Source organism: Pseudomonas edaphica (genome assembly GCF_005863185.1).
Classification (GTDB): Bacteria; Pseudomonadota; Gammaproteobacteria; order Pseudomonadales; family Pseudomonadaceae; genus Aquipseudomonas; species Aquipseudomonas edaphica.
This window is the reverse complement of the sequence record NZ_VBVZ01000417.1, coordinates 1-5,510: the sequence shown is the minus strand read 5'-3', so window position 1 is coordinate 5,510 and position 5,510 is coordinate 1. Positions and strand designations below refer to the sequence as shown.

The 5,510-nt window shown below is 62.2% G+C and carries 6 protein-coding genes; 3 read left to right on the top strand and 3 right to left on the bottom strand.

Going from position 1 to position 5,510, the window contains the following annotated elements; genetic code table 11:
- Positions 1 to 324: 324 nt before the first annotated feature.
- Together ypfJ and FEM54_RS22975 are read left to right on the top strand one after the other, a co-directional pair.
- Positions 325 to 1,215 carry a KPN_02809 family neutral zinc metallopeptidase gene (ypfJ, locus tag FEM54_RS22980; protein ID WP_099547607.1) on the top strand — a complete coding sequence of 297 codons (891 nt, stop codon included), beginning with the start codon at positions 325 to 327 and terminating at the stop codon, positions 1,213 to 1,215.
- Positions 1,216 to 2,202 carry an alpha/beta hydrolase family protein gene (locus tag FEM54_RS22975; protein WP_026013862.1) on the top strand — a complete coding sequence of 329 codons (987 nt, stop codon included), beginning with the start codon at positions 1,216 to 1,218 and terminating at the stop codon, positions 2,200 to 2,202. It abuts the gene before it with no gap.
- A gap of 147 nt (positions 2,203 to 2,349) precedes the next feature.
- Here FEM54_RS22975 and FEM54_RS22965 read toward each other — a convergent pair whose 3' ends face one another.
- Genes FEM54_RS22965 through FEM54_RS22955 form a run of 3 tightly spaced genes read right to left on the bottom strand, consistent with a single transcriptional unit; the run spans position 2,350 to position 4,411 of the window.
- On the bottom strand, positions 2,350 to 2,937 hold the full coding sequence (locus FEM54_RS22965; RefSeq protein WP_138453206.1) for an HAD family hydrolase: 588 nt from the start codon (positions 2,935 to 2,937) through the stop codon (positions 2,350 to 2,352).
- Positions 2,934 to 3,803 carry an acyl-CoA thioesterase II gene (gene tesB, locus FEM54_RS22960; protein WP_017139338.1) on the bottom strand — a complete coding sequence of 290 codons (870 nt, stop codon included), beginning with the start codon at positions 3,801 to 3,803 and terminating at the stop codon, positions 2,934 to 2,936. Before tesB ends, FEM54_RS22965 begins: the two co-directional genes overlap by 4 nt.
- 38 nt (positions 3,804 to 3,841) lie before the next feature.
- Entirely contained in the window at positions 3,842 to 4,411 is a 570-nt protein-coding gene (locus tag FEM54_RS22955) for a GNAT family N-acetyltransferase (protein WP_017139339.1), read from the bottom strand.
- Positions 4,412 to 4,487: 76 nt separating this feature from the next.
- On the opposite strand from FEM54_RS22955, the gene FEM54_RS22950 reads away from it, so the two are divergent.
- Positions 4,488 to 5,408, top strand: a complete 921-nt coding sequence (locus tag FEM54_RS22950; RefSeq protein WP_138453204.1) for a histone deacetylase family protein — start codon at positions 4,488 to 4,490, stop codon at positions 5,406 to 5,408.
- Positions 5,409 to 5,510 lie beyond the last annotated feature (102 nt).

Sequence of the window (5,510 nt, the reverse complement as noted above, 5' to 3'; positions counted from 1 at the left end):
GGCGAAGCCAATGAAGACGGCATCAGTTTCACCCGCCCGGACGGCCCGCAACAGCTGAGCGCCGGCGACGGTGAAGCCACGGGCCTTAAATGGCTGGCAGATAAAAAAGACTGCCTGATCGTCGACACCGGCGAAGGCTACTGCCGCGACTGAGGCGGCAAACCTGACATAACTTTCATCTGGCGCCCCTGCCGACACGGCCTGACAGCAGCGATACTAGGCAGCTCTCGTTGCTTGTCAGACAGCCGGGCTGGCGCCATGCCCCTGCACCAACAACACTGCTCTTAAAATAAAGAGCGCAGGCTTAACGAGAGGACTGCACCCATGCTATGGAAAAAAGGCCGACGCAGCGACAACGTGGTGGACGCCCGCGATGACAGTGGTGGCGGCGGCGGTGGCGGCATGCGCTTTGGCGGCGGCAAAGGCCTGAGCCTCACGGCGATTGTGCTGATCGTCGGCATCGGCTGGCTGACCGGCCAGGACCCGATGCAGATCCTCGGCCAGCTAAGCGGCCAAATGGAGCAAGCGCCCCCGGCGAGTACGCAGGCGCGCCAGGCGCCGCCGGCCAATGATCAACAGGCCGATTTCGTGCGCGCCGTGCTGGGCGACACGGAAGACACCTGGGGCCAGGTGTTCAAGGAAAACGGGTTGGCCTACAAGAACCCGAAACTGATTCTGTTCCGTGGCCGGGTCAACTCCGCCTGCGGTGGCGCCACCTCGGCCAGCGGCCCGTTCTACTGCCCGGCCGACCAGCAAGTGTATCTGGACCTGGATTTCTTCCGGGAGATGTCGCAACGCTTCAAGGCTTCGGGCGAGTTCGCCCAGGCGTATGTGATCGCCCACGAAGTCGGGCACCACGTGCAAACGCTGCTGGGCATCTCGGCCAAGATCCAGGCCGCACGCCAGCAAGGCCGGCAGATGGAAGGTGACGGCGGTTTACTGGTACGCCAGGAACTGCAAGCCGACTGTTTCGCCGGCGTGTGGGCCAACCGCGCGCAAAAACGCCTGAACTGGCTGGAGCCCGGCGATATTGAAGCCGCACTGAATGCGGCCAACGCCATCGGCGATGACCGTTTGCAGCAACAGGGTCAAGGGCGCGTAGTGCCGGACTCGTTTACCCACGGCACCTCGGCACAGCGGGTTCGCTGGTTCAAGACCGGCTTCGCAGAGGGCCAGATCTCTCAATGCGACACCTTTACAGCCAAGAGTCTTTAAATGAATAAACGATTGGGGTTGCTGCTTAGCGCATTAGCGATGTGTTCCACCACCACCTGGGCCGCCGAGAAAGAACATGGCGTCAAGGTGGTCAGCCCCGATCGTTTCCAACTGGAGGCCGGCGCCTTGAGCCTGGGCTTGAGCCAGGACTGGCGCCAGCCGCTGCCCAACGTCACTCGCGCATTGATCATCGTGCACGGTCGCCTGCGCAATGCGCAGACCTACCTGCAAAGCGGCGAAGATGCCGCCCAGCACGCAGGCCTTGCCGCCAATACCCTGGTGATCGCGCCGCAGTTTTTGAATGAGTTGGATACCCAGCGCAACCACCTCGACAATCAGGTGCTGCGCTGGAACCACAACGACTGGATGGCCGGCGACCCGTCGACCGGCCCAGGCCACATCAGCTCCTACGGCGCCCTCGACCAGATCATCAAACACCTGGGCAACCGCAAGCTGTTCCCGGCCTTGAAAGAAATCGTGGTCGCCGGCCATTCCGGCGGCGGCCAGGTGGTGCAGCGTTTCGCCCTCACCAGCCACGACCACCCGATGTTGCAAACCGAAGGTATCAGCCTGCGTTATGTGGTGGCTAACCCGTCGTCCTACGCCTACTTCAGCCCGCAACGCCCGGTGAAGTTTGATGTGGCCAGTTGCCCAGGCTTCAACGACTGGAAGTACGGCATGCAGAACCTGCCGGATTACGCCAAAGGCCAGAGCGCGCAGCAGCTGGAGCAGGTTTACGCGTCACGCAACATCACCTACCTGCTGGGCCAGCAAGACACCGACCCCAACCACCCGGCGCTGGATAAAAGCTGCGAAGCCGAGACCCAGGGCGCGTATCGCCTGATTCGCGGGCACAACTATTTCGACTACCTCAAGCAGCGCCATCCGCAACTGACGCAGAAGCTGGTGGAAGTGCCAGGGGTTGGGCACGACGGCGATAAGATGTTTACGTCGCCTGAGGGTGAGCAGGTGCTGTTCGGTAAGTAACTGACAAAACCGGATCAAACATGTGGGAGCTGGCTTGTGTGGGAGCTGGCTTGCCTGCGATGCAGACACCTCGGTCTAACAGGCATAGCGAGGTGATGCTATCGCAGGCAAGCCAGCTGCCACACAAGCCCGACCAAGGTGCCTGGGTTAGAGCATTCGGCGCAACGCCGCGCAATCCTCAGCATGCCAATCCGCCAGTTCCGGCCACGGGTTCTCGGGCAGATTAACCAATACCGTCCTGGTCCCCGCCGCCCGGCCACAAACCAGGTCAAAGCGGTAATCCCCAACCATCACCATCGCGCTCGGCGCTACCTTCCAGGCAGTCGCCAGTTTCAGCAACCCACCCGGATCCGGCTTGGGCGGCGCATCATCACGCCCCAGCACATCCTCGACGGCAAAGCAGTCCGCCAGGCCAATCGCTTCAAGGGTGATATGCGCCAACTCGCGCGCATTGCGCGTCAGGATGCCCAGGCGATAGCCCCGCCCGGCCAGCTCGCGCACCAGCTCCACCGCGCCAACAGCAGCAACCGACCCCACAGCCAGCTCGCGCTCGTGCTCAAGCAACCAGGCATGCTTGGCCGCCGCCACATCCGCAGGCAATGCCGCCAGGTGCGTGAGAATGTCGTCTTCAGGTGGAATATCGAGCGCCACGCGAATCGCCACAAAATCATGCACGGCCACCGTGAGGGTGCCGTCCATGTCAAAAACCCAGTGCTTAACGTCCGACAGGCTCATGCCCAATCCTTGCGATGGCGAATCAGCCCTTCCTGGGTCACCGAAGCCACCAGTTGCCCGGCGCGGTTGTACACGCTGCCACGGGAGAAACCCCGTGAGTTACCGGCCCACGGGCTGTCCATCGCATACAAAAGCCAGTCATCGGCGCGCAGGTCGGCGTGGAACCACAGCGCATGGTCAAGGCTGGCGACCTGCATGTCTTTCTGCCAAACCGTCTTGCCGTGGGGCAGCAGCGAGGTCGTCAGCAAGCCGAAATCCGAAGCATAGGCCAGCAGGTATTTATGCAGCGCCGGCGAATCGGCCAATGCGCCGTCCGCACGAAACCACACGTACTTGACCGGGTCGGACGGCTGCGGGTTGAACGGGTCTTTTTCGGTCACCGGGCGCACTTCGATCGGCTTGGGGCACAGCAGCTTGTCGCGCATGTGCTCGGGAATCAGGTGCGCGCGTTGCTTGGTCAGTTCCAGCTCCGACGGCAGGTTTTCCGGGCCGACCACCACGGGCATGGTGGTCTGGTGCTCGAAGCCCTCTTCGTCATACTGGAACGAGGTGGTGCAGGTGAAAATCGGGTTGCCCTTCTGGATCGCCGTGACGCGGCGCGTGCTGAAACTGCCGCCATCGCGCACGCGGTCCACCGAATACACCACTGGCAGTGCAGCATCGCCAGGGCGCAGGAAATAGCCATGCAGGGAATGCACGTGACGCGCTTCTTCTACGGTCTGGCTGGCGGCCGACAGCGACTGGCCCAGCACTTGGCCGCCGAACAGTTGGCGAAAGCCCAGGTCCTGGCTGCGGCCGCGAAAGAGGTTTTCCTCGATCGGTTCCAGGGTCAGCAAGTCCACCAGATCTTCCAATACTTGGCTCATAGAGCAACTCCTACAATCAATAGGGCATTCCGGGCTGCTTATCCGTGCAGCGTGTCCAACCATTGGGCGCGGGTGATGCGGTACAACACATGATGGCGCAGCGGGTCATCGGCTGCGACCTTGGGGTGTTCAAAATCTGCCTGCGGATCGTAATGCATACCGATGGCCTGCATGACTTTTTGTGATGGCAGATTGGATTCGGTGGTGAAGGCGAGGATTTCGTCCAACTGCAGCCGGTCGAAACCACAGCGCAGCGCGGTCCACGCCGCTTCACTGGCATAACCCAGGCCCCAATGCTCGTGGGCCAGGCGCCAGCCAATTTCTACCGCTGGGGTAAAGTTGGCCTCGAAGTTGACGTTTAGCAGCCCGGTCAGGCCGATAAATTCGCCGGTATCCTTACGCTGCAAGGCCCAAAGGCCAAAGCCATATTCGGCAAAATGCCCGCGAATACGGCCGATCAGCGCGGCGCTTTCCAGGTGGCTCAGCTTGGCCGGGAAATAGCGCATTACCTGCGGGTCGGCGCACATGCGTGCAAATTCCGTCAGGTCGCTGTCACGCCATTGGCGCAGCACCAGCCGTGCGCTTTCCAATTCCAGTATCGGCTCCATGGGTCCCCCTCCCTTGCCATGTGCGTGAGTGTACAGCGCTGGTAAGATCCGTCGCAGGTTCCCGTCAGAAAATCCCATGCCTTTGCCATTGATCTACCACGATGACTACAGCCCTGAGTTCCCGGCGGACCACCGGTTCCCCATGGACAAGTTCCGCCTGTTGCGTGACCACCTGGTGAGCAGCGGCCTGACCCAGGACAGCCACTTGCTGCGACCCGAGGTCTGCCCCGCCGAGATTCTGGCCCTGGCCCATGAACCTGGGTATATCGAGCGCTACATGAGCGGTGAGCTGTCCCGCGAAGACCAGCGACGCCTCGGCCTGCCCTGGAACGAAGCCCTGGCGCGGCGTACCGTGCGTGCAGTTGGCGGCTCAATTCTCGCAGCAGAAAAAGCCCTGGAACACGGCCTGGCCTGCCACCTGGCGGGCGGCACGCACCACGCCCGCTACGACTACCCGGCGGGCTTTTGCATCTTCAATGACCTGGCGGTGATCAGCCATTACCTGCTGGCCAGCGGGCGGGTCAACCGCGTGCTGATCTTCGACTGCGACGTGCATCAGGGCGACGGCACTGCGCGCATCCTCCATGACACACCGGACGCCATCACCGTGTCGCTGCACTGCGAAAAGAACTTCCCGGCGCGCAAGGCCCAGAGCGACTGGGACATCCCGCTGCCCATGGGCATGGGCGATGCCGACTACCACAAGGTGGTCGACGACGCGCTCAACTACCTGTTGCCGCTGTACCAGCCCGACCTGGTGCTGTACGACGCCGGGGTGGATGTACACAAGGACGACGCCCTCGGTTACCTCAAACTGACAGACGCAGGCGTGGCCGCCCGCGATGAAAGCGTGATGCGCCACTGCCTGGGCCGCGACATTCCCGTGATGGGCGTGATCGGCGGCGGCTACAGCAAAGACCGCCCGGCCCTGGCCCGCCGCCATGGCATCCTGCACCACAGCGCACAACGGGTGTGGGCGTCATCAGGTTGTCATTGAGTTGTGGGCGTTACCCACAATGCCTGTGGAACGGCCTGTGGATAACTTGAGCGTAAGGGTCTGAAAGCCAGCAGCCGTATGGCGTGTAGGAAAGTGTACGTT

Coding starts and splice junctions, on each gene's coding strand:
- FEM54_RS22950 (WP_138453204.1), top strand. CDS start 4,488: ATGCCTTTGCCATTGATCTACCACGATGACTACAGCCCTGAGTTCCCG.
- FEM54_RS22975 (WP_026013862.1), top strand. CDS start 1,216: ATGAATAAACGATTGGGGTTGCTGCTTAGCGCATTAGCGATGTGTTCC.
- FEM54_RS22955 (WP_017139339.1), bottom strand. CDS start 4,411: ATGGAGCCGATACTGGAATTGGAAAGCGCACGGCTGGTGCTGCGCCAA.
- tesB (WP_017139338.1), bottom strand. CDS start 3,803: ATGAGCCAAGTATTGGAAGATCTGGTGGACTTGCTGACCCTGGAACCG.
- FEM54_RS22965 (WP_138453206.1), bottom strand. CDS start 2,937: ATGAGCCTGTCGGACGTTAAGCACTGGGTTTTTGACATGGACGGCACC.
- ypfJ (WP_099547607.1), top strand. CDS start 325: ATGCTATGGAAAAAAGGCCGACGCAGCGACAACGTGGTGGACGCCCGC.